We start from the raw sequence: 23,608 nt of genomic DNA on the forward strand, positions 1-23,608 counted from the left end.
GTCGAGAACCCGCGCGCGGCTCCGTCCCTGGAGCGAAGACGGCCACAATGGGCCGTACCTCACCGAGGAGAACATGATGGCCAAGTACCTGCTGCTCAAGCACTACCGGGGCGCGCCGGCACCGGTCAACGACGTGCCGATGGACCAGTGGGAGCCGGAGGAGGTTTCGGCCCACATGCAGTACATGCGTGATTTCGCCGCTCGGCTCGAGGGCACCGGCGAGTTCGTCGACGGGCAGGCGCTCTCCCCGGAGGGCACCTTCGTCCGCTACGACGGCGAGGGGCGGCCGCCGGTCACCGACGGCCCGTTCGCGGAGACCAAGGACCTGATCGCCGGCTGGATGGTGATCGACGTCGATACCTACGAGCGCGCGCTCGAGCTGGCCGGCGAGCTGTCCGCCGCTCCGGGTGCGGGTGGAAAGCCGATCCACGAGTGGCTCGAGGTGCGCCCGTTCTACGCCGAGAAGGCCACGGCCACCGAGTGAACGAGTCGCTGCTCCGGGAGCTGGTGCCCGCGGTGATCGGTGTCCTCGTCCGGCGCGGAGCCGATTTCGCGGCGGCCGAGGACGCCGTGCAGGACGCCCTGGCCGAAGCGGTCCGCGTCCGGGAGGCCGACCCCTCCCCAGGCTCCTCGAGCAGGGGATACCCCATGCGGGACCCGAAGGGCTGGCTGGTCACCGTGGCCTGGCGCCGGTTCCTCGACGCTACCCGGGCGGACGCCTCACGCCGTAGGCGTGAGGTCCGCGTCGACGAGGAGCCGGCGCCCGGGCCCGCGACCGCGGTGGACGACACGCTCCAGCTCTACTTCCTGTGCGCCCACCCCTCGCTGACGTCGTCGTCCGCGGTCGCGCTCACACTGCGCGCGGTCGGCGGTCTGACGACGCGCCAGATCGCGCAGGCCTACCTCGTGCCGGAGGCGACCATGGCCCAGCGGATCAGCAGGGCCAAGCGCACCGTCTCCGGCGTCCGGTTCGACCGGCCCGGAGACGTCGCCACCGTGTTGCGCGTCCTCTATCTGGTCTTCAACGAGGGCTACTCCGGCGACGTCGACCTCTCCGCCGAGGCCATCCGGCTCACCCGACAGCTCGCAGCCGCGATCGACCACCCCGAGGCGGCGGGGCTGCTCGCCCTCATGCTGCTCCACCACGCCCGGCGCGCCACCCGCACCGCCCCCGACGGCAGCCTGGTGCCGCTGGCCGAGCAGGACCGCGGCCGGTGGGACACCGAATCGATCGCCGAGGGCGTCCGGATCCTGCAGGCGGCCCTCGCCCGCGACCGGCTGGGCGAGTTCCAGGCCCAGGCCGCCATCGCGGCACTCCATGCCGACGCACCCGCCGCCGAGGAGACCGACTGGGTGCAGATCCTCGAGTGGTACGACGAGCTCGCGCGCCTGACCGACAGCCCGGTCGTCCGCCTCAACCGCGCAGTGGCCGTCGGCGAGGCAGAAGGACCTCGCGCCGGCCTGGCGGCTCTCGCGGCGCTGGACGACTCGCTGCCCCGCCACGCCGCGGTGGCCGCGTACCTCCACGAGCGCGACGGCGACCTGGCGACGGCGGCGAGGCTGTACGCCGAGGCGGCCCGGAAGGCATCCAACCTCGCCGAGCGCGACCACCTGACGCGCCAGGCCGCCCGGATCAACGCCCGTCGGCGTCTGTGACGGGTTGGGTCGGCAGATCGAGACCACTGCACAACGCGTTGCCGACGGTGGGGCTTTGCCACTGACTTTTGACACCCCAGTTCGACGTTCTGCCGCTGTGGTCCGACCGGTGTCGTTGCGGCCCGCATGAGTACGCGGACTCATGACGCCCGTCGTTGCGCGGGAGAGGATCGGGACATGACGATGATCAGGACGACAGGGGTCCGGCGCGGGATGGTCCCGGTGGCGATGCTGGCCGTGCTGGCGGCGGGATGCGGAACAGGGCAGCCGGAGGACACCGCCGCCGCGTACCGGCGTTCGCATCCCACGCCGACGGGAATATCGACGCCCAGTACAGCGGCGGACTTCCCGTGCCCCGGCGAGAGCCCCGCGCCGACACCACCGCCGACCGCGGACACTTCGGGCCCGGCTGCGCCCGGCGACCGCTATGCCGAGAACCACGGCTTCAGGGTCCCCTTCCCGCTGCACGGCCAGCGCCGCTGCGACGGCCTCGCGGCCGTCGGTCGCATCGAGGCCGCGCTCGAACCGCTGCGCAAGAGCGGTGACTTCGCCCCGGAACACACCCGCAACGCGCTCACCGGCCTCGGCTACCCCGCCGGGAAGGTGCGCGCGTACGAGAACGGCCCGACCGGGGTCGGCTTCCTCATCGAGCTCGACGCCTCCCCGCTGTGCGTGGAGGGCACGATGGACCGCGCCTCGACCCGGGCGGACCCCTTCGGCGGCTACCCCGACCACTCCGGTTGCGACACCCCCAGCGGCGGTCACTGACCAGAGCCGTCCCACGGCGGCACCATCTGTCGGGATCGGCCCTGGTCGCCCTCCGCCGACGTCTACGGGGTCTGCGTCGGCGTGAACCGCGTGAGGATCAGCAGGGTGTCGACGAGGTCCTCGGCGGGTGCGCCGGTGGCGAGGCGGCGCAGTTGCTGCCCGAAGACCAGGGCGACGGCCACGCCGGCCAGGCGCTCGGGGTCCGGCACGCCGAGTTGGGTCAGGATCCGGGCGGCCAGCAGGTCGTAGGCGGCGAAGCACTCGGCCGCGGCGGCACGCAGCCGTTCGTCGCGGCCGGCCTGGACGTACAGCTCGAAGGGCGCGATGTGACGGCTGTCGAAGGCGTTGCCGCCCGCGACCTGGGCCACCACCTCGGCCGCCTGCCCGATGTCGAAGCGCTCGTCGGTGCACTCGTCGGCGAGTGTCGTGAAGTGCCGGGTCTCCTCGGCCACGAAGTGCAGCAGGCTTTCGCGCAGCAGCTCGTGCTGGGTGGCGAAGTGGTAGGTGACGGAACCGAGGGAGACTCCTGCCTCCTTGGCGATCCGCCGGTTGGTGACGGCGGCGATGCCGTCCTGCCCGATGATCCGCAGTACGGCGTCGATGATGCTCTGGCGGGTTTCGGAAGCATGGGGCATGCCGGCATTCTGCCCCATCAGCCGAAGCCAGTGCCCGGGCAGGGCTGGGGAGTTGGGGGCGTCCGAAGTGTGGACAGCCGACGAGACAGTCCCTACTGTTCGTTCGAACGAACAATAGAGGGCCGCCGCACGGGAGTGATCGTGGACATATCCGGATCGAAAGTTCTGCTCACCGGGGCCACCGGAGGCATCGGTTCCGCCCTGGCTGCGCGCCTGACCTCGCAGGGGGCCCGCCTCACGGTCAGCGGGCGCAGGAAGGAAGCCCTCGAGGCCGTCGCAGACGCCTGGGGCGCCCGCGCCGCGGTCGCCGATCTGGCCGTCCGGTCCGACGTCGTCCGCCTCGCCGAGACCTGCGCCGAGGCGGACGTCCTCGTTGCGAACGCCGCCCTGCCCGCCAGCGGCGACCTCGGGGACTACACCGAGGAGCAGCTCGACCGCGCACTCGACGTCAACCTGCGCGCGCCCGTCCTGCTGTCCCGGCTGCTCTCGGAGCACATGGTGGCACGCGGGCGCGGCCACATCGTGCTGGTCGGTTCCATGTCCGGCAAGGCGGCCACCAAGGCGACCTCCCTGTACAACGCGACGAAATTCGGGCTGCGCGGATTCGCCCTCGCCCTGCGCCAGGAACTCAAGGGCACAGGGGTCGGCGTGTCCCTGGTACAGCCCGGGTTCGTCCGCGACGCAGGGATGTTCGCAGCCACCGGCGCCACCCCGCCGAAGGGCCTCAGGACCGTCACGCCCGGCCAGGTCGCCGACGGCGTCGTACGGGCCGTCCACCGCGACCGGTGCGAGGTCAACGTGGCACCGCTCGAGCTGCGGCTGCTGAGCGCCGTCGCCGGGCAGTTCCCGGGTTTCGCCGAGCGGGTCCAGGCCCGGATGGACTTCGACGGCTCCGTGCGACAGATCGTCGAGGCCCAGCGCTCACACCGTTAGACGCCGTCGGTCCCGCACACCCTCGCGCCCGCCCTCGCACCCGCACGCCTTCCCTGCCACCTCACGTGAACGGAGAGCACCGCTGTGCCGAGCGAACACCTCCCGAATACCGTGGCCGCCCCCGGCCCGGGTGTCGAGCGCAGGTCCCTGCTCCGATTAGGGGCCCTGCTGGCCGCGGGCGGGGCCTGCGCGCTGGTTCCCGCACCGATCGCGCACGCCGCGACGAGGGGTCAGGGGACCGACACCGTGACCACCACGTACGAGGGCCGCGCCCCGAAAGGCAACGACCAGTGGGCGTACGTCGCCTTCGACGTCCCCGCGGGGGTGCAGCGGATCTCCGTCGACACCTCCCACGACGCCGCCGCCGGCATCCTGGACCTCGGCATCTTCGGCCCGTCCGGCTTCCGCGGCTGGTCGGGCGGCGAGCGGGCCGGCTTCACCCTCTCCGCAGCCGACGCCACCCCCGGCTACCTGCCCGCGCCGGTCGAGCCCGGCAGCTGGTCCGTCATCCTGGGGCCGATGGTCGGCGCCGACGGCGGCATGGCCTGGCAGGTCAACGTCACCCTGCACCACGGAGACCCGCTGCCCCGGGCCCCGTACGACATCCTGCCAACCTCGCTCGCCGGGCGCGGGCCCGGCTGGTACCGGGGCGACCTGCACCTGCACAGCGTGCACTCCGACGGGAAACGCACGGTGGACGAAATAGTCGCTGCCGCCCGCCAGGAGGGGCTGCACTTCATCGCCACGTCCGACCACAACACCAGCTCCACCGGCCTGACATGGCGCGGCAACGTCCCGAAGGACCTGCTGGTCATCAATGCCGAGGAGGTCACCACCCGCCACGGTCACTGGCTGGCCGTCGGCCTGCCCCAGGGCGAATGGGTGGACTGGCGCTACGCCCCTGGGGACCAAGGGGCATTCGAGAGCCACGCCCGGCGCGTACACAGCCTGGGCGGACTCACGATCGCCGCCCATCCGCTCACTCCGGCAGCGGGCTCCTTCTGGGAGTTCGGCCTCGACCGCGTGGACGCGCTGGAGGTGTGGAACGGGCCGTGGACGCTGGACGACGCGGCCAACATCGCCGCCTGGCACGTCATGCTGTGCCTCGGAAAGCGCGTCGCCGCCGTGGGCAACAGCGACGCACACAGCCCCGCGGACGCCGTCGGCCGGCCGCACAACGTGGTGCACGCGACCAGCCTGTCCACGCCCGCCGTGCTGGACGCGCTGCGCCTGGGCAGGTCGTACGCCGTCGAATCCGCTGCCGTGACCGTGGACTTCACCGCCCGCACGGGCGGGGCGGTCGCGGGCCCCGGCGAGGAACTGCCCCTGGCGTTCTTCGACACCGTCGATGTGACCTTGGACGTGACGGGCGCCCCGGACAGCATCGCCACGCTGTACACCGAGTGGGGCATCATGGCCGCCACCTGCATCGACGGCAGCGGCAAGGGGCAGTTGCGCTGGCGCGGCTGGGGCAAGGCCTCCCTGTTCGCCCGGGCCGAGGTGCGCCGGCCCAAGCCCGCCTCCACCACGCTGGACCAACTGGTGGCCATCACCAACCCGGTGTGGTTCTACTCCGCACAACTGCCCCCGTACGACGTCGAGCAGCGCGCGCTCTTCCACACCGAGCGCCACCCCGACGGGTCGTGGAGCAGCATGCGTCCGCTGCCGGGGGCCGACGCCGGCGCCGCGTCCTTCGCGGGGGTCCAGAGCGCCGTGGCCGGGATGGCGGACGGCTCCGTCGTGGTACTGGGCATCGCGCTCGACAACGGCCTGTGGCTGACCACCGTACGGGGTTCGGCCACGCTCCAGCCCTGGCAGCGCGTCGCGGGACCGGAGGGCGCGGCCGGGTTCACCGTCCGGGAGGCGGACATCGCCGCGTTCCCCGACGGGACCTGCCAGATCGTGGTGACGGCCTTGGACGGCACCACCTTCCACCAGCAGAGGCGCGCCGACGGCACCCTGCCCGGGTTCCGGGCCGTACCCGGGTTCACCGCGAAGAGCCGCTGGGGTGCGACGAAGGTGTCGATCACCGCCATGCCCGACGGGTCCGCCCAGCTGCTCGGTTACGGCACCGACGGCGCCATGTACCACTGTGTTCGCGGGCGTGACGGTACGTGGACGGCCTGGGGCCGCCTGGCCGGCTACAACGGGGCCCCGACGTTCTCGGGTCCCGCCCTGGCGATCACCGGTATGCCCGACGGATCCTCCCAGGTCCTCGCGATCGGGCTCGACGGGATCGTGTACCACCAGCTGCGGCGGGCCGACGGCTCCTGGACCGGATTCCGGCCCCCGCAGGGCGTCGGCACCCCCACCATGGGGGCCAGCGCCATCGGAATTGCGGGGACGCCGGACGGCTCCGCCCAGGTCGTGGCGGTCGGGCTCGACGGACGGATCTGGCACAACGTGAGGAGGCCGGACGGCTCCTGGACGCCCTTCGCGCAGATACCCGGTCCGAACGGGAGGGACCCCTTCCCCGCAGGGCAGGTGCGCATCACCTCCCTGCGTGACGGTACGACGCACGTGACGGCCGTCAGCGCCGCCTAGTCGGTGCGGTGGCTCCGGAGCGGTGGCACCCGGGCGGGCAGCCGCCGTGAGCCCGGTCCGGTCGATCTTCGGGGGCCGACACCCTTGTCCCTGGAGCCCTGCGCGCTGCCGTCCCCCTACGATGTTCGGCATGCCTGCGGTATCGGCTTCTGCGGGCGGGCACCGGTTCGCCGCGCGGCTGGGGCCGGCCGCCCGCCTGGTCGTGTGCGCCGCCGTCCCCTGGGGCCTGTGCGTCTGGCTCGGCACCAGCTCCGCCCCGGTGCCCGCCGCCCTTCCGGCCGTCCTGATCCTGCGCGAGGACGTGTTCGCCGCGCCCCGGCTGGCCCTGGAGCGGATGGCGGGAGTCATGGCGGGCGTGCTCGTCGGCGTGGCCGTCCTGCACTGGCTGCCCGTCTCCTCCGCCTCGTTCCTGCTCATGCTGCTCTGCGGTTGCGCGGGCATGTACCTGTTGGGCGGCCGCGGCGCCCCCAACCAGCAGGTCCTGGTCTCCGCGCTGATGATCTTCGCCACCCCGGTCCCTGGATACCCGTTGGCCAGGCTGGAGGAGAGCGCGATCGGCATCGCGGTCGTGGCCTTGCTCGGTCCCCTGCTGTGGCCGCCCGACCCCTACCGCGCGGCACGGGCCGACCTGGACGCGTACCGGACCGACCTGTGCGCCCTCCTCGACGGCATCGCCGCCCGGGCCGCTCTGGGGCAGTCCGCCCCCGCCCAGCCCGGCGCGGTCGTGTTCTGGCAGCGTCCGCACGCGCTGGCCGCCTCACTTGACGGAACCCTCGCGCGCCTGCGGCTCGTGCCGCTGAGGCGGACCGACGCCGCGCGCCTGGCCGGCCTCCGGCCCCGGCTGCACCTGGCCGATCGCACCGCGCTCACCCTCCAGTTCTTCACCGGCGAACTGGCGGACCGGGCCCGCGAGGCCGCCGAACCGGACGCGGCCGTGCGCGACCTGGCCCCCCTCGTCCGGGCCACGTCCCGCGCCCTCGACGAGGCGCTGCGCGGAGCGGACTGCTCCGCCGCGCTGCGCCGGGCCCGCGCCCTGGACACGGCGCACCGGGCCGCCCACCCCACCCGCCACGACGCGGTCCTGCGCGCCGGGCTCCACCTCACCCATGAGGCACTCGGCGACCATGCGGGGTAGGCGCCGTAAGGGTGGACATCGTCAGAGGCCGACACGTTCCACGGATCTTGGTCCTGGCGGCTGGCCTCGACGAGCCGTCGGCGGGACCGGGCTCAGCGGCTCGGCGTACCTGCTCCCGCGCGACGCCGCTTCGACGGCACTCCCTAGCGCAGGCGGGTGACCCGGGCGCCGAAGGAGGGCTCGGCCAGCGCGGTCGCGACCGCCACGGGAACGCTCTTCGCGCCCTCCCCGTCGCCGGCCGTCAGGACGCCGACCTCGGTTCCAGCCTTCGCGGTGTGCGGGGTCCCGGAGGCACCCGGCCGCAGGGTGAGCTTCAGCTGCTGGCCCGGTACGCCGATCACGTTCAGGTCCTTCGTGGCCACCAGCGGGGTACGGCCGCCGAGGCCGTCGTCCACGTGGCCGACCGTCTGGCCCTTGCGGACCAACGGAGCCACGTCGAGCGCCTGCCGCACCGCCTCGATGATCTTCTTGCTGTTGGCCTGCACGAGTTTCAGGCTGTTCTCCCCGTTGAGGTCCGGGCCGTCCGCGTGCTGGTCCATGAGCGTGCCGAGGATCAGCGGAGTCTCGTCACCGAATGACTTGTACGCCGCCCACACCAGTGTGCCGCCCGCGGGGGTGCTGGACCCGGTCTTGATGCCGCGGATGCTGAGGCCGTTGGCCAGGAGCAGCTCGTTGTTGTTCAAGAGCGGCGTGGACAGCCCCTTGATCTCGGCGCTCGGCAGCGCCACCACCGCGCGGAACGCCTCCTCCTTCATCACGGCCTCGGCCAGCTTCAGCTGGTCGGTGGCCGTGCTGACGGTTCCGGCGTCCAGGCCGCTGGGATCCGTGTACGTGGTGTTCGTCATGCCGAGTTCCCTGGCGGCGGCGTTCATCTTCGCGACGAAGGCGGCCTCGGAGTCGGTACCGCTGTCCCAGCGCGCCAGCAGCCGGGCCACGTTGTTGGCCGACGGGATCATGACCATCTTCAGCATGTCCTGCTGGCTGAACTTCGTACCGGCGACGAGGCCCTCGACCCGGGACTCGTGCCCCGAGGTGCCGTCCGCCACGGCCTTCGCGTCGACCTCGATCTGAGGGCCGGCCTCGCCCTTGCGCAGCGGGTGGCCCTTGAGGATCACGTAGGCCGTCATCACCTTGGCGACGCTCGCCGTGGGGACGGGCTTCTGCTCGCCGAAGGTGCCGATGTCGCCGGAACCGGGCACGCGTACCGCGCCTTGGCCCTTGGCGGGCCACGGTACGGAGAACTGCCCGTCGAGGTTGTGCGCCTGCTCGGCCGCGACGAGCTGCGGGGCGGGCAGCGGTCGCAGCAGCTGCGCACCGGTTGCCGCGCCGGCCAGGAGCAGCAGGATCGGGGTCCAGATCTTCACGCGCCGGACCGCGGTCCGGCGCGGGGTCTCCGGCGGGGGAGCCGTGTTGGTGAGTTCGGCCAGCAGATCCAGCGGGGGCTGCGGGGGCAGCGGGACCTCGCGGGTGGGCTCGACGACCTCCGCGGTAGCCATGGCCGGGGCGGGGGCCGGGGTCCGGACCGGGGCCGGGGTCCGGGCGGGGGCCGGGGTCCGGGCGGGGGCCGGGGTCCGGGCGGGGGCCGGGGTCCGGGCGGGGGCCGGGGTCCGGGCGGGGGCCGGGGTCCGGTTCTGCGGTACGGCTTCCGGCCAAGGGGCCTTCTCCGCCGGGGCGTCCAGGTCCTTCAGGGCCACGAACTGACTCGTCCGCTCCGCATCGGGCTCGCCGTCCCGAGCCCAGGACGGCACGCGTCGGGGCCCCTGGCCCGCGTCGTCCGCCGCACCGGCCTCTGCGGGCTCCTTGGCCTCGACCGCCTCGGCTGCCTCGACATCCTCGTCAGGCGCGTCCTCGCCCTGGCCATCACCACCGCCGCCATCGCCCTCGTCGTCGGCCTCCGCCTCAGGCTCGGGTACGGCCCCGCCGACGGCCTCCGCCTCGGGCTCAGGAACGACCCCGTCACCGGGCTCCGTATCGGGCTCAGGAACGACCCCGCCGGAAACCTCCGCCTCAGGCTCAGGCGCAGCCCCGGCTACAGCCTCCGCCCCAGGCTCACGCACGACCCCGTCACCGGGCTCCGCCTCAGGCTCGGGTACGACCCCGTCACCGGCCTCCACCCCAGGCTCAGGAGCAGCCCCGTCACCGGCCTCCACCCCAGGCTCAGGTACGACCCCGCCGGAAACCTCCGCCTCACGCTCAGGCACAGCCCCGCCGACAGCCTCCGCCCCAGGCTCAGGAACGACCCCGCCGGAAACCTCCGCCTCACGCTCAGGCGCAGCCCCGCCGACAGCCTCCGCCCCAGGCTCAGGCACGACCCCATCACCGGCCCCCGCCCCAAGCTCAGGAACGACCCCGCCGGAAACCTCCGCCGCGGGCTCGGGTACGACCCCGCCGGAAGCCTCAGGCTCAGGCGCAGCCCCGGCGACGGTCTCCGCGTCGGGCTCCGCCTCCGCTTCGGGCTGTACTTCGACCTCGGGGGCGGTCTCGCCAACCTCCGGCTCGGCCTCGGACCCGCCTTCGGCCTCCGCCTCGGATGCGTGCTCGGCCTCAGCTTCCGCCTCGGGCTCCGCGTCAGCCTCCGGCTCGGCTTCGGCCTTCGCCGCGGCTTCGGCCTTCGCCGCGGGTTCGCCCGGCGCCTCCTCCTCGAGCCCGCTCTCCGCGGCGCCGTCAGCCTTGGCCTCGCCTTCCTCCTCGGAATCGGCGTCGTGCTTCTGCGGCGCTTCGGCTTCGGCTTCGGCAGGAGTTTCGGCCTCTGTGCGCTCCGGGGTGTCCGAGCTGCCGGTACCGGGGGGCGTGTCCTGCCTACGGGGATCCGTTCCCGGGACCTCGGCCCCTTCCGCCTCCGGAGTCTCCGGGGTGCCCGGGGTGTCCGGGGAACCGCCCGCCACCGCTACCGCCTTCATTCCTGCCCCACCTTGCCACTCACCACCGGCCACCGCTGACCCACCGCTCTCGCGGTCGGTCAGCGATGGCCGGTTCTTGCCGATACCGTCGGGCGAGGCCCCGCAGGAGCCTCACCGACCGGCTAGATGTACGCCGCGCTGCGTCCGTTCCCGGAACCGGATCCTGTGACCGTCCGGTCATACTCCGGCCCCGGAGAGCAGCCGGTCGACCACCGGCATCGGCATCCCGTACAGCCGCATCACCACGGCCAGGTGGAGCGCCACGCAGATCACGGCGTCCCGCGGCACCCCAGGCCGCCCGCCGGGGCCGGGCCGGAGCCGCGCTTCCCGACGCTGCTCGTACAAAGCCCGAATCCGGGGTGGGGCACGGACAACCGGCCCCCACACGAACAGCGGAAGGGCGAAGACACGCGCCCTACCGCGCTGGTGACTTCGCGCCAAATGGCGCTCTCCCAGGGGCGATTGCCCTCGCGGAACCCGGGCTCGCTGCGCGCCGCCGTCACAGCAACCAGGGACGACAACTGGCCCTGGCCATCGCCGTAGACTTCGCTCCTTCGCGCGGTCCGCGCACCGGCACCTGAAATCCCGTGCCTCCGCGAGCGGAGCCATGTGGTCGATGTCCGGCCGGGAGACGTCGGTGACGGTGGCTCCGCCATACCCCCACTCGGCGTGCAGTTCGCAGGACCTGCGGCCGCGCGTTCAGTGGCCCCGCGTGCGCGGCGGTAGCGGGCAGGGACAGGGACAGGGCGAGAGGCAGCGGCCGGCCGCATCGTGATCACCCTGATGCAGGTTGCATTCGCCCCCACACCGTCAGCAACAGGCCCCCGACCCCGGGTTCACCCGCCAGGGGCGCCCGATTCACCGGCCAATCGCCACTGCACACCACCACCGGCACCACCGGGCAGCGGCAGCCCGCCGGTATGACCATCGACACGGTACGTCGTGAAGTAGGTGGCCGAAGTCGCTGCCGACTCGGATGTGAGCGTCACCAGGATGTTCGTGCACATGCGGCGCGAGAGCCGGTCAGCGGGCCGATAACCGGAGTAGGCCCGCAGCGCGTCACGGCCCCGGACCGTACGGTCCACTCCGCCCCGGACCAACCGCCCGCGCCGCGCTGATCTCGGCCACCTGGTCGGGGCGGACGGGCACGACGTCCGGGGCGTCACGGATGCCCCAGGCCGGGAGAGAGGCGTTCAGCGCGGGATCACCCAGCTCGGCGCCCATGTCCCGGCGGCGTCGTGGCCGGGCGCCGTGGTGGCGAGGTGGGCGCGGAGGTTGGCCAGTGCCGGGTGGGGGTTGTCGCGGTGCCAAAGGAGCGAGTGCGGGTACACGGGTGTCGGGTCGGTCACCGGGATGCGGCGAAGGCCGTGGCCGGCGGGCCAGACGAGGCGGGTGTGTTCGCCCATGAAGGTGGCCAGGGCCGGGGTGTCGGCGACGGTGTCGAGGAGCGCGTCGGAGCCGAAGTTGGGGCCGGTCGCCTCGATGGTGAGGCCGAACTCGGCGACGAGGGCGTCGTAGTAGGCGGCCCACTCGGTACCGGGGACGATGCCGGGCATCCAGATCCGGTGCCCGGCGAGCTGAGCGAGGGGCACCGACCGGGCGCCCGCCAGCGCGTGGGCGGGGCCGGTGAGGAGCTGGAGCGGCTCGTCGAGGACCCGGACGGACTCGATGTCTTCGGGAAGGGGCCGGCCGGGGGCGGCGACGGCGCGGAAGGACGCGTCGATCTCACCGGACCGGATGGCGGCGACGGCCGTCTGGATGTCGAACAGCATGAGCACGTCGAGGTCGATCTCGGGGTGCGCGTGGTGGAAGCCGCGCATCAGGCCCGACGGCGCGACGCGCGAGGCGATCACGTCGACGCGCAGTGGACGGTGGCCGGTGCGCACGGACGCGGTCGCGCGCTCGGCGACGCGAAGCAGTTCGCGTGCGTGGGGCAGGAATGCCTGCCCGTCGATGGTGAGCTCGGCGCCGCGCGGGGTGCGGGTGAACAGCCGCACCCCGAGGTTGCGCTCCAGCGTGGCGATGCGTTTGGAGACGGCCTGCTGCGTGACCGCCAGCTCGGCGGCTGCTTCTTGGAACTGCCCCGCGTCGGCGGCGGCGACGAAGGTCCGGACGGTGTCGAGGTCCATGCCGACACCCTACGGCCACAACCATTGGTTGTGGCAGGCGATCCTGGGGTTGTTTGATCCTTGGTCGTGGTGCTCGCTTTGATGCTTCGGATCGCGGATCGGTTGTGCGGGTGGGAGGCATCGGGCATGAGGAGCGGACAGCGGCTGGGGCGGCGGTTCGGGTGGCTCTGGGGTGCGTACGGGACCAGCGCGCTCGGCACGTGGCTCGCGTTCGGCGCGTTCCCGTTGATTGCCGTCCAGGTGCTGCACGCCGGACCGGCCGAGGTCGCCGCGCTCTCCTCCGCAGGAGCCGCGGTGGGCGCGGCCGTGGCGGTGCCGCTCGGCCCATGGGTGGAGTTCCGCCGCAAGCGGCCGGTGCTGATCTCCATGGACTTGGGGCGGTTCGCGGCGCTGCTGACGATCCCCACCGCGTTCGCGTTCGGTGTGCTCACCTTCGTCCAGCTTCTGCTGGTGTCGGTCGTCGTCGCGGCGGCCGACATCACCTTCCGCGCCGCCTCCGGCGCGTACCTGAAAACGCTGCTGCCGGCCGAGGACCTGCTCGTCGCCAACGCCCGATTCGAGTCCACGGCCTGGACGACCACGATCATCGGACCGCCGCTGGGCGGCGTGGCGATCGGGCTCCTCGGCCCGGTGGCGACAGTGGTGGCAGACGCGGTCAGCTACCTGCTCTCGGCCCTGGCCATCCGCGCGACGGGCGGGCACGAACCGCAGACCGAGCGCCGGGAGGCCCCGCGCATGCGGGCCCGGGACCTGCTCGACGGCTGGCGGTACATCCTCGCCGACGCGACACTGCGTCCGCTGTTCTTCAACACCGCCTTGTTCAACGGCCTGGTGATGGCCGCCCAACCGCTACTGGCCGTCCTGATGCTCGGCCGGCTCGGTTTCGCGCCCTGGCAGTACGGCCTCGCCTTCGCCGCACCCTCGATCGGCGGGCTGCTCGGTTCACAGCTGGCCCGACCGCTCGTCACCCGGTTCGGGCAGCACCGGGTCCTGGCCATGGCAGGGAGCCTGCGCGCGCTCTGGCCCATCGGCCTCGCCTTCCCGGGAGCGGGCACCGGGGGGCTGCTGCTGGTGATGGGAGTCGAACTCGGGCTCATCTTCTGTTGCGGGGTCTTCAACCCCGTCTACGCCACCTACCGCCTCGAGCGCACCGCGACCGACCGGGCCACCCGCACACTGTCCGCCTGGGCGGTGACGACCAAGGCCACGACCGCGCTCCTGACGGCCGTCTGGGGCGTGCTTGGAGCCCTGCTCGGCCCGCGTACGGCCATCGGCCTGGCCGGCGTGCTCCTCCTGGCCACCCCGCTGCTGCTCCCCCACCGCGCGACGGCGCTTCCCTCCGGGCCGGAGCCGGCACCGGGCCCCACCTGACGGGCCACCGGGCACCACGAGCGAGAGGCCGGGCCCGGCGCTCAGGCGGCCCTCTCACGTCCTGCCCAACGGATTCCCGCGCACTCGTCACCCGGCTTCTATCGTGGGAATCACAGACGGCATCGAGCGCTGAGGCAGGCCGACTATGGCGGAGGCGGAAATCGACTACGCGGCGGTGTTCCAGGCACTGCCCGGCATGGTCGCGATCCTGACTCCCGAACTGGTGTACGCGGACGTGAACGAGGAGTTCCTGCGGATGTCGGGCCGGACGCGCGAGCAGCTGGCGGGCCGGTACCTGTTCGACGTCTTCCCCGACAATCCCGGCGACCCCACCGCCACCGGCGCGCGCAACCTGCAGGCGTCACTCCAGCGGGTGCTCGCCACCGGCGAGCGGGACACGATGGCGCTGCAGCGCTATGACGTGGAGTCCGTGGAACGGCCGGGTGAGTGGGAGGAACGGTACTGGAGCCCGGTCAACGCACCGGTGCTCGGACCTGACGGCCGGGTGACGGTGCTGGTGCACCGCGTCGAGGAGGTCACCGAGCTCATCAAGGCCCGCGGCGCGCGAGGCAGCCGCACCCGGGTGCTGGAGGCCGAGCTGTACACCCGGGCCAGGGAACTGCAGGATCTCAACGAGCGGCTCCGCGAGGCCCACGCCCGCGAGCGAGAGGTCGCCCTCGCCCTGCAGGACGCGATGCTGCCCGCCCCCGGCCCCTTCGGCCACCACCGTGCCGCCGTGCGCTACCAGCCCGCAATGGGGACGCTCAACGTCTGCGGCGACTGGTACGACCTCGTCGACCTGCCGGGCGACCGCATCGGCGTCGCCGTCGGCGACGTCGTGGGCCACGGCCTCCACGCAGCCTGCGTCATGGGCCTGCTCCGCAGCGCCCTCAGCGCCGCCTCCCGCGTCGCCGACGGCCCCGCCCAGGCCCTGGAAGTCCTCGGTCTGTACGCACGCTCCGTCGAAGGCGCCGAGAACACCACGGTCGTCGAGACCTGCATCGACTGGGGCACCCACACCATCACCTACAGCAGCGCAGGCCATCCCCCGCCCGCCCTGCTCCGCACCGACGGCACCGTCGAGTTCCTCGACCAGGCCACCGATCCCCCGCTCGGCGCCCGCCCCGACCACGTCGCCCGCCCCCAGGCCACCACCCCGTTCGCCGAAGGCGACACCCTCGTCCTCTACAGCGACGGCCTGATCGAACGCCGCCACGAGGACATCGACACCGGTCTCGCCCGCCTCGCCGACGCCCTCACCCGGCACCGCGGGGCCGACCCCGAGCCGCTCGCCGACGCGCTTCTCCTCGACCTGCTCCCCGCCGTGGGCGCCACCGACGACACCGCCCTCGTCATCGTCCGGCTCTGACGAACCCCGGCAGCACTCCGACCCGGTGTCGGGGATCGGGATGTCCGTGACGAAGTGGCCGGCCGGCGCCTCGGCGACAAGACCGTCAGCGTCTTTCCAGTTCCGGTTGGATTGCAACTCCAGGTTGCGTTAATGGCGGAACATGCGACAGGATCAGGCTATCGCAACTTGCAGTTGCGATACAGCAGTGCTCTTTCGGCGCTGCAGACACTCCTGACCCACGGATCGAGGCCCCATGCCCCATGACGACACAGCCGCGCGCAGCGTCGAATACCGTCCTCGCTCGGCCGACGATCGTTCGGAGAGCGTGCCGCAGACGCTTCCGCGCAAGAGCTGGACGCCGGAGTCCGTCCCTGACCAGTCGGGGCGGCTGGTCGTCGTCAGCGGCGCCAACAGCGGCATCGGGTACGTCACCGCCCGCGAACTCGCCCGCCGCGGCGCCCATGTCGTCCTGGCCTGCCGCAGCCACGAGCGCGGGCGGGAGGCAGTGGAGCGGCTGCGCAGTGAAGTACCCGGTGCCCACGCCGAACTGCGCATGCTTGATCTCGCCGACTTGGAATCCGTCCGCAGGTTTGCCGAGGGCTGGAGTCACGACCGGCTCGATCTCCTGGTGAACAACGCCGGCGTGGCCATGGTGCCGTTCTCCCGGACGGCCGACGGCTTCGAGTCCCAGTTCGGCACCAATCACCTCGGTACGTTCGCGCTCACCGGCCTCCTCATGCCGCACCTGCTGGCAGCCGCCGACCCTCGCGTGGTCACGGTCAGCAGCGAGGGCCAGCGATTCGCCCGGTTCGACATGACCAACCTCAATGCCGAGCACCGCTACCGAGCGCTGTTCACCTACCTGCAGTCCAAGCGGGCCAATCTCTACTTCGCCACGGAACTGCAGCGAAGGGCCGATGTCGCCGGGCTGAAGCTGCGCAGCATGGCGGTCGCCCCCGGACTCACACGCTCCAACGTGCTGACCGGCGGCGCCAACAGCACGCGCGGCCGCGCGTACGGGATCTTCACTGGCCTGCTCTTGCGCACCGCATTCCGCCCCACACCGGAAGGCGCCAAGACCTCTCTGTACGCCTCGACGGTCCCCGACCTCCCCGGAGGCAGCTACGTCGTGCCCGACGGACCCTTCCAGCTCAGGGGCGAGCCCGTCCTCCGCAGCCGAGAACGCGCCATCCAGGACTCCGCCACGGCCCACGAGTTGTGGGCGCTCTCGGAAGAGCTCACCGCAGTGCACTACTCGTTCCCCACGAACCGGCCTACGGGTTTCCGGCCTTCTCGAGGCAGCGGCCGGGGCAGGCCGGCGGGGCTGTGACGAACGCGGAGCGGTCGCGTCGGGGTGGCGGCACGCTCATCCCTCAGAGCGCTGAGATCTCGCTCAGCAGGTCGTCCAGGCCCAGCGAGCCCTGGGACAGCGCGGCCATGTGCCAGGCCTTGAGGTCGAAGTCCGCTCCGTGCCGGGCTCGGGCCGCCTCCCGGCCCATGAGCCAAACCCGCTCGCCGAGCTTGTAGCCGACGGCCTGGCCCGCCATGCCCAGGTATCGCGTGACCTCGCTCTCGACGTAGTCGGCCGGGCGGCTGGTGTGACGGGCGAGGAACTCCTGAGCCAGCCCCGGCGTCCAGCGCTCGCCCGGGTGGAAGGGGGAGTCCTTCGGGATCTCCAGCTCCAGGTGCATCCCGATGTCGATGATGACGCGGATGGCCCGCATCATCTGCGCGTCCAGGTATCCCAGCCGCCGCTCGGCGTTGGACAGGAAGCCCAGCTCGTCCATCAGTCGCTCGGCGTACAGGGCCCAGCCCTCGACGTTGGCGTTGACGAAGCCCACGGTCGTCTGGTAGCGGGAGAGGCCGTCGGCGACGTGCGCCCACTGGGCCAGCTGGAGATGATGACCGGGTACGCCCTCGTGGTACCAGGTGGTGACCAGGTCGTACACCGGGAAGCGGGTCTCTCCCATCGTCGGCAGCCAGGTGCGTCCGGGCCGGGAGAAGTCCAGCGACGGCTCGGTGTAGTAGGGGGCGGCGGCACTGCCTCGCGGGGCTATGCGCGACTCCACCCGGCGTACCCGCTCGGCCAGTTCGAAGTGGGTGCCGTCCAGCGTGTCGATGGTTTCGTCCATCAGTGACTGGAGCCACTGCCGGGTCTCCTCGACCCCTTCGACGGCCTCGCCGTGCCGGTCGCACCAAGCCAGCGCCTCCCAGGGGGTAGCGGCGCCCGGCAGGACCCGTTCGGCCTCGGTGCGCATCTCGGCGAGCAGCCGGTGGAACTCGGCCCAGCCGTACGCATAGGCCTCGTCCAGGTCGAGATGGGCGCCGTTGTGGTGACGGGCGAGACGGACGTAGCGCTCCCGGCCGACGACGTCGGGTGCGCCCTCGACGGCCGGGGCGTAGGTGTCACGCAGCCAGTCGCGCAGTTCCGCCAGGCCGCCGGTGGCCGCTGTGGCGGCCTTGGCGAGCTCGCCCCGCAGCCGCTCGGGACCGGGGTCGGTGAACTCCGCGAACCAGCTCCGGTCCGTACCGATCCACTCGGTCAACTGGCCGATGACGGCCGAGACCTGCCGCGGCCCTGCGGGCAGTCCGCGCGCGAGTCCGGCGTGCAGAGAGGCGCGGTATCCCGCCATGGCGTCCGGCACGGCGCGTAGCCGTCGCGCGATCGCCGCCCAGTCCTCGTCCGTGTCCGTGGGGGTGAGCGTGAGGACGTCGCGGACCTGGTGCAGGGGTGAGTCGAGGTTGCTGACCTTACGCAGGCCCTCGTCTGCTTCGTGCACCTCGAGTTCGGCGGTGAGCCGCTCACGCAGCAGCCGGGCGCAGCGGCGCTCGGCGATGTCGTCCGCGCCGGGAGCGGTCTCTGCGGCAGCGAGCTGCCGCAGGGTCGTACGGGCCAGCTGGTCCACCGCTTCTTGGCCCTCCGGGGAGAAGTCGGGGAGCCGGCCGGAACTCTTGGCGACGCCGAGGAAGGTGCCGGCGATCGGGTCGAGTTCGACGAGGGCGTCGACATGGGCGTCGGCCACCTGACGGGGCAGCCGACCGCCGCTGGGATCATTGGTGTTGGGCATGCGAGCTGTCCTTGTGTCGATGTGAATGCGACCCACTTCGGATCAGATCCATTCCAGGCTCCGGGCAATGCGCAGCGCATCGATACGGTTGCGTGCACCTATGTTCACCACGATGGATGAAATGTAGTTGCGCACCGTCCCTTCGGACAGGGACAGCCGTGTGGCGATCTCCTCCACCGTGTCACCGCCGTCGAGATGCTCGAGCACGGACAACTGCCGGGGGGTCAGTGGGCAGTCTCCGTTGGCCACGGCTGCGACCGCGAGCTCGGCGTCGAAAGCCCGCTCGCCGTCGTGCACCAGATGGATGGCCTCGAAAAGGCGCTGCGGCGGGACACTGCGCCGCACCATTCCGCCGATTTCTCCGGCGAATGCCCTGCGGACGGCCGATCGGACACACGCGGTGGCAACCAACAGCGTCCGGACGTTCGGAAGGATGGCGATCTTCTCGGCAATGTCGACGGTTTCCTCGTCCCTGCCTTCGAAACTGATGATCACGACATCGGGTCGATTCATCTCAGCGAACTCAAGTGCGGCATACCTGTTGTCCACCGATCCCACGACCCTGATCTCCGGCTGCTGTTCCAGCAGGGCCGTGAGCGCAAATCGAGACAGGGCAAGATCATCGTAAACCATCACATCGACACTCATTCGAATCCCCCGATCAATTGAGACGATGCAGCGACAGCGTGGGCGTACCGAACACCCTTGCACGCGACGCGTTTCCGACGTCGAACCATCCGCTGCCTCTGTCAGGTCGTGCTCGCGGATTCGCGTCCTCCCGTACGCGTACCACCAGCGCGGGAGCCGCACCTCGGCCCCGCGGCCCTGAGGTGACGGCACGGTGTGCGGTCACTGCTCCGGGACGGGTCCGCCAGAACCTCGGAGGGGGTGACCGGGTCCTTGCTCGTGGAGCCATCCGGAGACGGTCCCCTGCGCGGGGTCGGTGTCGGGGGCACCGGCGTGGGCGCCGGGATACTGGTTGATCACCGGCCGCCGCACCCGGACACCGGTGAGCGGCGCGCCCCGGTCACCGCAGCGGCGTCAAAGGGAGTGCGAGGAGGTCCACACCGTGCGGTGGCCCCGTGAGTTCGCCGGCCTTCTTCCAGCCCCACCGCCCGTACATCTCGCGCGCCGACGCCCTGCTCGAGGCGGCGAGTACGGCGAACGGCTCGGTGCGGTCGGACAGCAGCAGCTCCAGCAGCTCGCGCCCGTGCCCGCGGCCGCGCAACTCACTGACGACTGCGAGCTCGTAGACATAGAACAGCGGCCGGCGCAGCCACCGCGGCGCGGGCGCGGCGGCACGCGGATGCCACCATCCCTCCTCCCGGTGCACTCCGTAGGCGAAACCGCTGAGCAGACCGCCGTCGAGGACGGTGGTCACGGAGAAGCCGGGCAGCGCCGCGTGGCCGGCCAGCTGTCGGGCGAAGCCGTCTGCTGCCGCCGCATCCTCGTGGTAGGGCGCCTCGCGGTAGACCCGGTGGTAGACGTCGCGGAACTCTTCCGGGCGGCGGACCTCGGCACCGCGCTCAGCCATGGACGGTCTCCCGCTGGACGTGTGCGGGCAGCACACGGTGGAGTCGCTGCAGCACCACGACCGCCGCGAGGCAACAGAGGCAGAGCGCGAACCACGGCAGGCCCGCCCCCCGCGCCAGCAGCCAGGTGAACACCGTCGGCGCCATCACCCGGGCCAGGCTCCACATCAGCTCCTCCAGCCCCAGGTACCGGCCGCGAAGATGCCCTGCGGCGATCGCCACGGTCAGCGCACTGCTGGTCGGGGCCTGGAGCAGTTCGGCGACCGTGAAGACGACCATGCCCAGGACGAGCCCGCCGAAGGCCAGTCCGATGTGGTCGCCGGGCACCGCCGCGAACAGCGCGAAGGACACCAGCCACAGGACTGAGGCCACCTGCAGCACCCTGGTCCGTCGGTACCGCTCGACCGACCTGGCCACCGCGGTCTGTGCCAGCATCACCATGACGGTGTTGATCGCGAACAGCATCCCCGGCTGCCACGCCGGCAACCCGCGTGCCTCGATCACGTAGGCGCTCAGCAGCATGGTCAGCGCGAGGTCGCACAGCGCGAACACGCAGACGGTGGCCAGGACGCCGAGAAAGGCCCGGTCGGCGAGTACCTCCCGGTACCCGCCGCGCCGCTGCTCCGGAGCGTCCCCGGCCGGGACCGGGCCGCCGGCGCCGCCGTAAGGCAGCACGGCGGTCCGGCGCCAGGTCGCGACCAGCCCGGCCGCGATGAGGAACGACACGGCGTTCAGCGCGACCACGGCGGTGTAGCCCGAGGTACCGCCCCAGCCGACGAGCGTGCTGCCCACCAGCCCGCCGGCGCCGATCCCGACGTTGCGCAGGGACCGGTCCATCGCGTACCAGCGCGCCCTGTGTCCGTCGTCGGCCACCTGAGCCACCAGCGCGGAGACCGCGGGCCGGAACAGGCTGTCGCCCCACAGGGTGACCGTGACCAGCACGACGAGCTGCCAGGGAGTGTCGGTGAACACGTAGGCGGTGAAGGTCAGTACACGGATCAGGTTGCTCGCGATCAGCACGCGCCGCGGCCCGATCCGGTCGATCAGCGGGCCCCCCAGCGGTCCCGCGGGCAGCGAGAGCAGCGCGCCGACGGACAGCATCACGCCGACCGTGGTCAGTGGGATGCCCTTGGCGGCGTGGAAGTACACGACGGCGAAGGGGAGGAAGAGCCCGGTGCCCAGGGCATCGACGACCTGCGCGACGATCAGAGGCTTGCGGCCTTTGGTGTTCGGCAGGCCGAGTGTGTCGATGACAGCCATCGGTATCCCTCACGCATGGGGTAGTGGGAAGACGTTGAATTCCTCCTCGGCCAACGGTTGCGACCGCCAGCCGAGCCGGACGCCCGCGCGGCCGATCCTGCCGTCGCCCCACATGGGCATGCCGGCGGGGAAGTTCGACACGAGGCCGGGCACGATCGTGTGGGCGGCACTGAACCCGGCCGCTTCGGCGTCACAGGTCGTCAGGTCGACGCTGATCACCTCGAAGCCACGGGCCTCGACCCGTTCGCGGTACGCCTCGAGGCTCCGCTGTGCGAGCGCCGGCAGTCCGTCCCAGGAGCGGGTGGGCAGGTCCCGGACCCAGGGTGCGACCCGCTCCCCCGCCCGCGGATCCAGGTGGACCTGCTGCTGGCACAGCAGGTCCCGGACGTCGCTGAAGTCCGGCCGGTAGGAGTCGAGGTAGCGCCGGTCGGCGCGGTACGGCTTGAGGTTGTCCAGGTGCGGCAGCTCCGCCCGGCCGTCCGCCAGCGTCTTGTCGTCGTCGAGGAAGCGGCAGGTGTGGTGCAGGGTGAACCCCTCGGCCAACGCCTTCTCCGCCGCCTCCTGCGGATCGGGCCGGGTGGCGAAGCCGATGCCCAGCCACCCGGCGGCCCGGTCGCGTACGACCGCGGCGAGCACCGGGACGTCGAACTCGTTGTCCAGATGGATCAGGTTGATGTCGTAGGCGTCCAGGCTGTCGGCGACCAGCTCGCGGATCCGGTCGGGCACCGGCAGCTGGGGAAGGCGGGCGGCATTGGCCCACCACAGCATGGTGGTGTCTCGCTCGATCACCTCTTCGAGCCCCGAGGTGACGGTGTGCTCCTCGCTGACGCCGCAGGCCACGCCGGCCACCAGCGGATCGGAGTAGGCAACCGGGTCGTGCTCTCCGTGGGCGACCAGGAAGGCGGGTACCCATGCCGGCTCGCCGGTCGTCCACGAGCGGCCCTCGACCCAAGCGCACTCCGCGTCCACGGTCAGCGGAGCGAAGGGGAAGCCTTGGCTGCGGTACTGCCGCTGCGAGTACAGGTGCAGTCGGCGCGGGTCGAGCGCGGGCACCCCGGCCCTGCGCAGCTGGGCGTAGCTGCCGAACCGGAGCCGGTCCTGGGGCAGCCGGCTGCCGCAATAGCGTTCGACCGCCTCGCCGACGGCGCTGCGCCGGGCGGCGTCGAAATCCGACCAGGACGTGCCGAACGCCTGCCGGTCGTTGGGCCAGTCCGCGACGCGCCGCATGTCGGCGACGTCCACCGCGCACACCCGCAGCCGCGCCGGCATACCCGGCAAGGGAGCCAGCTCCTGAACGCCGGTCACCACGCCGACCTGGTCGTCGACGAGCAGGTCCGCCTCGGCGTCGCCGCGCACCACCGGCCGCGGCCGCGTCGGAACCGGCAGGATGGTGCGCTCGATCCGGTCGAGCCGGCGCGGATCTAGCCCGACCTCGTCTACGGTGGCCTCGCCGGTGACCCAGCGCTCCAGGTACGTTGCGAGCTGTGCGGATGTCCAGCGGACTTCGCCGTCGCGGAGGCGGTGGCCGTCGGGCTGCGGCGCGTCCCGCATGGCCTCGACGACCCGCGGGTCGTGTGCCGCGCTGAGCCGGCGGTCCAGCACGTCCGCGAAGTCCGCCGTGGTACCGGGGGTGATGGCAGGACCGAGGATGGCCCGGCCGCGTTCATGGCGCAGCGGCAGCCAGCGCAGGCCGGACCGGGCACACAGCTCGTCGATACGGCTCAGTTCCCGGTGGGCGGAGTAGGAGAAGGCGGCGACGAGCACGGTGTCGCGGACATCGACGACGGACAGGTCCTCCGGGGCCGGCCCGACATGCGCGTAGCCGGTGGTGCTCAGCGCGTGGGCGAGTGGGGCGGTGAGCTCCGGCGCGCCGGTGACGAGGACCGTGGTACGCGCCACTCGCGCCGCCCGCTCGGCGTCGAGGGTGGCCCCGGCCGGACGCAAACAGCCGTCGTGCCGCAGGACGTCGACCACCTCGGCGTATTCGGAGGCCATTCCCGCCAGCAGTTCGCTGCGGGACCTGGTTCCGTCGCAGCGCGCCAACCATGCACGAAACTCGGATGTGGGGGCGGATATGTAGAACTGCCCACCGTTCGGGGTGGCGAGAAAGCACAGATCTTGCTCGAGGTCGTATATCTCAACGTCCACGATTTCCAAAGCGGTGTCGTCCGCCGACATATCAGCCCCCATAGAAACTGACTCCTGGTGCAAAGTGCCACGGTCCCGGGAGAACCCCGGGACCGTGGTCGAAGACCTCAGAGGGTCAGCTTCACTTGGCGACCGAACGGTTGTGGACGACCGCACGGTTGTGCACAACCGCACGGTT

At 71.9% G+C, this 23,608-nt stretch carries 17 protein-coding genes and 1 pseudogene; 9 read left to right on the top strand and 9 right to left on the bottom strand.

Annotation, left to right across the window (positions count from 1 at the left end; genetic code table 11):
- The first annotated feature begins 76 nt into the window (after positions 1-76).
- From ACZ5WG_RS21300 to ACZ5WG_RS21310, 3 genes are all read left to right on the top strand, one after another.
- A complete protein-coding gene (locus tag ACZ5WG_RS21300) occupies positions 77-484 on the top strand; it encodes a YciI family protein (RefSeq protein WP_468725517.1) in 408 nt (135 codons plus the stop codon).
- Positions 481-1,656 carry an RNA polymerase sigma factor gene (locus ACZ5WG_RS21305; protein WP_468725095.1) on the top strand — a complete coding sequence of 392 codons (1,176 nt, stop codon included), beginning with the start codon at positions 481-483 and terminating at the stop codon, positions 1,654-1,656. The genes ACZ5WG_RS21300 and ACZ5WG_RS21305 overlap by 4 nt, the downstream gene beginning before the upstream one ends.
- A gap of 177 nt (positions 1,657-1,833) precedes the next feature.
- On the top strand, positions 1,834-2,424 hold the full coding sequence (locus ACZ5WG_RS21310; protein ID WP_468725097.1) for a hypothetical protein: 591 nt from the start codon (positions 1,834-1,836) through the stop codon (positions 2,422-2,424).
- Positions 2,425-2,486: 62 nt separating this feature from the next.
- Here ACZ5WG_RS21310 and ACZ5WG_RS21315 read toward each other — a convergent pair whose 3' ends face one another.
- Positions 2,487-3,059 (bottom strand): TetR/AcrR family transcriptional regulator, encoded by a 573-nt coding sequence (locus tag ACZ5WG_RS21315; RefSeq protein ID WP_468725098.1) that lies wholly within the window; start codon positions 3,057-3,059, stop codon positions 2,487-2,489.
- A 141-nt stretch (positions 3,060-3,200) separates the two neighbouring features.
- On the opposite strand from ACZ5WG_RS21315, the gene ACZ5WG_RS21320 reads away from it, so the two are divergent.
- The 3 genes from ACZ5WG_RS21320 to ACZ5WG_RS21330 all read left to right on the top strand — a co-directional run bounded on the left by ACZ5WG_RS21320 (position 3,201) and on the right by ACZ5WG_RS21330 (position 7,671).
- Positions 3,201-3,992: an SDR family NAD(P)-dependent oxidoreductase gene (locus ACZ5WG_RS21320; protein ID WP_468725100.1), complete on the top strand. Its 792-nt coding sequence runs from the start codon at positions 3,201-3,203 to the stop codon at positions 3,990-3,992.
- Positions 3,993-4,076: 84 nt separating this feature from the next.
- Positions 4,077-6,536, top strand: a complete 2,460-nt coding sequence (locus tag ACZ5WG_RS21325; protein WP_468725101.1) for a CehA/McbA family metallohydrolase — start codon at positions 4,077-4,079, stop codon at positions 6,534-6,536.
- 130 nt (positions 6,537-6,666) lie between these two features.
- Positions 6,667-7,671: an FUSC family protein gene (locus ACZ5WG_RS21330; RefSeq protein ID WP_468725102.1), complete on the top strand. Its 1,005-nt coding sequence runs from the start codon at positions 6,667-6,669 to the stop codon at positions 7,669-7,671.
- Positions 7,672-7,814: 143 nt separating this feature from the next.
- Here the strand turns inward: ACZ5WG_RS21330 and ACZ5WG_RS21335 are convergent, their stop codons facing one another.
- From ACZ5WG_RS21335 to ACZ5WG_RS21345, 3 genes and pseudogenes are all read right to left on the bottom strand, one after another.
- The gene (locus ACZ5WG_RS21335; protein WP_468725103.1) at positions 7,815-9,728 is read right to left on the bottom strand and encodes a D-alanyl-D-alanine carboxypeptidase family protein; all 1,914 of its coding nucleotides are present in this window, start codon (positions 9,726-9,728) and stop codon (positions 7,815-7,817) included.
- A gap of 1,742 nt (positions 9,729-11,470) precedes the next feature.
- Positions 11,471-11,737: pseudogene (locus tag ACZ5WG_RS21340) on the bottom strand (hypothetical protein); the annotation flags it as partial.
- A 27-nt stretch (positions 11,738-11,764) separates the two neighbouring features.
- Complete coding sequence (locus ACZ5WG_RS21345; RefSeq protein ID WP_468725104.1) at positions 11,765-12,700, bottom strand: LysR family transcriptional regulator; 936 nt, start codon at positions 12,698-12,700, stop codon at positions 11,765-11,767.
- Positions 12,701-12,826: 126 nt separating this feature from the next.
- Between ACZ5WG_RS21345 and ACZ5WG_RS21350 the strand changes: the two genes are divergently transcribed.
- From ACZ5WG_RS21350 to ACZ5WG_RS21360, 3 genes are all read left to right on the top strand, one after another.
- Positions 12,827-14,071, top strand: a complete 1,245-nt coding sequence (locus ACZ5WG_RS21350) for an MFS transporter (protein ID WP_468725106.1) — start codon at positions 12,827-12,829, stop codon at positions 14,069-14,071.
- Between the two features lie 145 nt (positions 14,072-14,216).
- Positions 14,217-15,440 carry a PP2C family protein-serine/threonine phosphatase gene (locus tag ACZ5WG_RS21355; RefSeq protein ID WP_468725107.1) on the top strand — a complete coding sequence of 408 codons (1,224 nt, stop codon included), beginning with the start codon at positions 14,217-14,219 and terminating at the stop codon, positions 15,438-15,440.
- A gap of 307 nt (positions 15,441-15,747) precedes the next feature.
- Positions 15,748-16,752, top strand: coding sequence for an oxidoreductase (locus ACZ5WG_RS21360; protein WP_468725109.1), 1,005 nt, complete (start codon positions 15,748-15,750; stop codon positions 16,750-16,752).
- Between the two features lie 43 nt (positions 16,753-16,795).
- Here the strand turns inward: ACZ5WG_RS21360 and ACZ5WG_RS21365 are convergent, their stop codons facing one another.
- From ACZ5WG_RS21365 to ACZ5WG_RS21385, 5 genes are all read right to left on the bottom strand, one after another.
- A complete protein-coding gene (locus ACZ5WG_RS21365) occupies positions 16,796-18,490 on the bottom strand; it encodes a DUF885 domain-containing protein (RefSeq protein ID WP_468725110.1) in 1,695 nt (564 codons plus the stop codon).
- Between the two features lie 42 nt (positions 18,491-18,532).
- Entirely contained in the window at positions 18,533-19,138 is a 606-nt protein-coding gene (locus tag ACZ5WG_RS21370) for a response regulator transcription factor (RefSeq protein WP_468725111.1), read from the bottom strand.
- A 379-nt stretch (positions 19,139-19,517) separates the two neighbouring features.
- On the bottom strand, positions 19,518-20,024 hold the full coding sequence (locus ACZ5WG_RS21375) for a GNAT family N-acetyltransferase (protein ID WP_468725113.1): 507 nt from the start codon (positions 20,022-20,024) through the stop codon (positions 19,518-19,520).
- Positions 20,017-21,282, bottom strand: coding sequence for an MDR family MFS transporter (locus tag ACZ5WG_RS21380; protein ID WP_468725114.1), 1,266 nt, complete (start codon positions 21,280-21,282; stop codon positions 20,017-20,019). Before ACZ5WG_RS21380 ends, ACZ5WG_RS21375 begins: the two co-directional genes overlap by 8 nt.
- 9 nt (positions 21,283-21,291) lie before the next feature.
- A complete protein-coding gene (locus ACZ5WG_RS21385; RefSeq protein ID WP_468725116.1) occupies positions 21,292-23,277 on the bottom strand; it encodes a YcaO-like family protein in 1,986 nt (661 codons plus the stop codon).
- Positions 23,278-23,608: the final 331 nt, after the last annotated feature.

Source organism: Streptomyces sp. NPDC032745, from assembly GCF_055579465.1.

Excerpts from the sequence above, each read along its gene's own strand:
- ACZ5WG_RS21345 (WP_468725104.1), bottom strand. The coding sequence starts at position 12,700 with ATGGACCTCGACACCGTCCGGACCTTCGTCGCCGCCGCCGACGCGGGG.
- ACZ5WG_RS21380 (WP_468725114.1), bottom strand. The coding sequence starts at position 21,282 with ATGGCTGTCATCGACACACTCGGCCTGCCGAACACCAAAGGCCGCAAG.
- ACZ5WG_RS21385 (WP_468725116.1), bottom strand. The coding sequence starts at position 23,277 with ATGGCCTCCGAATACGCCGAGGTGGTCGACGTCCTGCGGCACGACGGC.
- ACZ5WG_RS21355 (WP_468725107.1), top strand. The coding sequence starts at position 14,217 with ATGGCGGAGGCGGAAATCGACTACGCGGCGGTGTTCCAGGCACTGCCC.
- ACZ5WG_RS21350 (WP_468725106.1), top strand. The coding sequence starts at position 12,827 with ATGAGGAGCGGACAGCGGCTGGGGCGGCGGTTCGGGTGGCTCTGGGGT.
- ACZ5WG_RS21370 (WP_468725111.1), bottom strand. The coding sequence starts at position 19,138 with ATGAGTGTCGATGTGATGGTTTACGATGATCTTGCCCTGTCTCGATTT.
- ACZ5WG_RS21365 (WP_468725110.1), bottom strand. The coding sequence starts at position 18,490 with ATGCCCAACACCAATGATCCCAGCGGCGGTCGGCTGCCCCGTCAGGTG.
- ACZ5WG_RS21375 (WP_468725113.1), bottom strand. The coding sequence starts at position 20,024 with ATGGCTGAGCGCGGTGCCGAGGTCCGCCGCCCGGAAGAGTTCCGCGAC.
- ACZ5WG_RS21315 (WP_468725098.1), bottom strand. The coding sequence starts at position 3,059 with ATGCCCCATGCTTCCGAAACCCGCCAGAGCATCATCGACGCCGTACTG.
- ACZ5WG_RS21300 (WP_468725517.1), top strand. The coding sequence starts at position 77 with ATGGCCAAGTACCTGCTGCTCAAGCACTACCGGGGCGCGCCGGCACCG.
- ACZ5WG_RS21310 (WP_468725097.1), top strand. The coding sequence starts at position 1,834 with ATGACGATGATCAGGACGACAGGGGTCCGGCGCGGGATGGTCCCGGTG.
- ACZ5WG_RS21330 (WP_468725102.1), top strand. The coding sequence starts at position 6,667 with ATGCCTGCGGTATCGGCTTCTGCGGGCGGGCACCGGTTCGCCGCGCGG.